The organism is Kitasatospora sp. NPDC004240 (assembly GCF_053603215.1).
Genome location: NZ_JBSGFD010000443.1, coordinates 1 through 1,527, shown reverse-complemented (window position 1 = coordinate 1,527; position 1,527 = coordinate 1). Strand labels below are relative to the sequence as shown.

Annotated in this window: 1 protein-coding gene; it reads left to right on the top strand. The window is 79.2% G+C overall.

The genetic code is table 11. The features are described 5' to 3' along the window. A partial coding sequence (locus tag ACWEQL_RS42395; RefSeq protein WP_452156963.1) for a DUF58 domain-containing protein occupies positions 1–1,388 on the top strand: 1,388 nt, incomplete at its 5' end. Positions 1,389–1,527 lie beyond the last annotated feature (139 nt).

The following is a 1,527-nucleotide window of genomic DNA, read 5'->3' as shown; positions in this document are numbered from 1 at the left end:
CGGGCGAGCCCGGCAGCGCCGAGGCCCGCCCCGCCGCCCGCCGGAGCTCCCCCGCCGCCCCCGCCGACCCGGTGGTGGCGCGCATCGTGGCCCGCAGCGTCCGGGCCACCGAGGCCGGCCTGCCGAGCAGCCCGCCGTCCCCGCACTGGCGGGCCACCGAACGTACCCGGCGGCTGATCGCCGTGGCCGCCGTGGCGGCCGTCGCCGCCCTGGCCACCGGCCACGCCTGGCTGCTGGCACTGGCGGCCGGCCCCGCCGTGCTGCTCGCGCTGGCGGCCCCCGGGCCGAGCCGGCCGACCCGGCTGGCCACCGAGCACACCGCCGAACCGCGCCGCTGCTTCGAGGACGAGCCGGTCGTCGTCCGGATCACCGTGCGGCACGACGGGCGGATCGGCGCGCTCGACCCGACCATCGCGCTCGGCCCCGGCGTCGCCCTCACCGCCCTGACCGTCCACGCCACCGGGGTGGACCTCTCGCTGCGCGCCGAGCGCTGGGGCCGCTGGACCCTGGGCGCCGTCGACCTGGAGGTCCACGACGCCGGCGGCCTGACCCGCCGCACGGTGCGCACCGAGCTCGGCGAGGTCGACGTCTTCCCGGTGCCGGGCGGCGCCCGGCTCACCCCGATCCCGGTCCGGCTGCCGGAGCGCCTCGGCGAGCACACCACCGCCCACGAGGGCACCGGCGTCGAGGTGGTCGGCGTGCGCCCGCACGTGCCGGGCGAGCGGCAGCGGCGGATCCACTGGCCGTCGACCACCCGCCGGGACGCCGTCCAGATCAACCAGTTCGCCGCCGAGCGGACCGCCGACGCGGTCGTCCTGCTGGACGCCCTCGCCGACTTCCACGACGCCGCCACCGGCCTCTCCAGCCTGGACGAGACGCTGCGCGCGGCCACCGGGCTGACCCGTGCCTACCTGCGCCGCCACGACCGGGTCGGGCTGATCGCGATCGGCGGGCAGCTGCGCTGGCTCACCGCGGGCAGCGGCGACCGGCAGCTCTACCGCATGGTGGAGAGCGTGCTGGAGGTCCGTCAGGACCGCCGCCACCGCGGCCCCGGACTCCCCCGCCTGCCGCTCGCCGCGCTGCCCGGGCACGCCCTGGTGTACGCCTTCACCTCGCTCGCCGACCAGCGGATCCTGGACGCGCTCGGCCAGGTCCGCGACCGCGGGAACCCGCTCGTCGTGGTGGAGGTCCCGGCCGGCGAACCGCCGGTGGAACCGGGCGACGAGGTCGACGCCATCGCCCGCCGGCTGTGGCACGCCGAACGCGAGGCGATGCGCTCGGCCCTGCGCGGCCGCGGCATCCCGGTGGCCCGCTACGTCCCGGGCGAGACGCTGGACCTGGCGCTCGCCCCGCTGCTGCGCCGCCGGATCGGAGGAAGGGCCCGATGAGCACCACGGATCCGACGACCACACCCGCACCGGGCGCCACCCGGCCGGGCCGCCCCTCAGGGACGAAGCCGGCCTCACCGCCGCCGTGGCTGGAGCGGGCCGCGCTGCGCGGCGTCGGCGCCGCGCTGGCCCTCGCCGC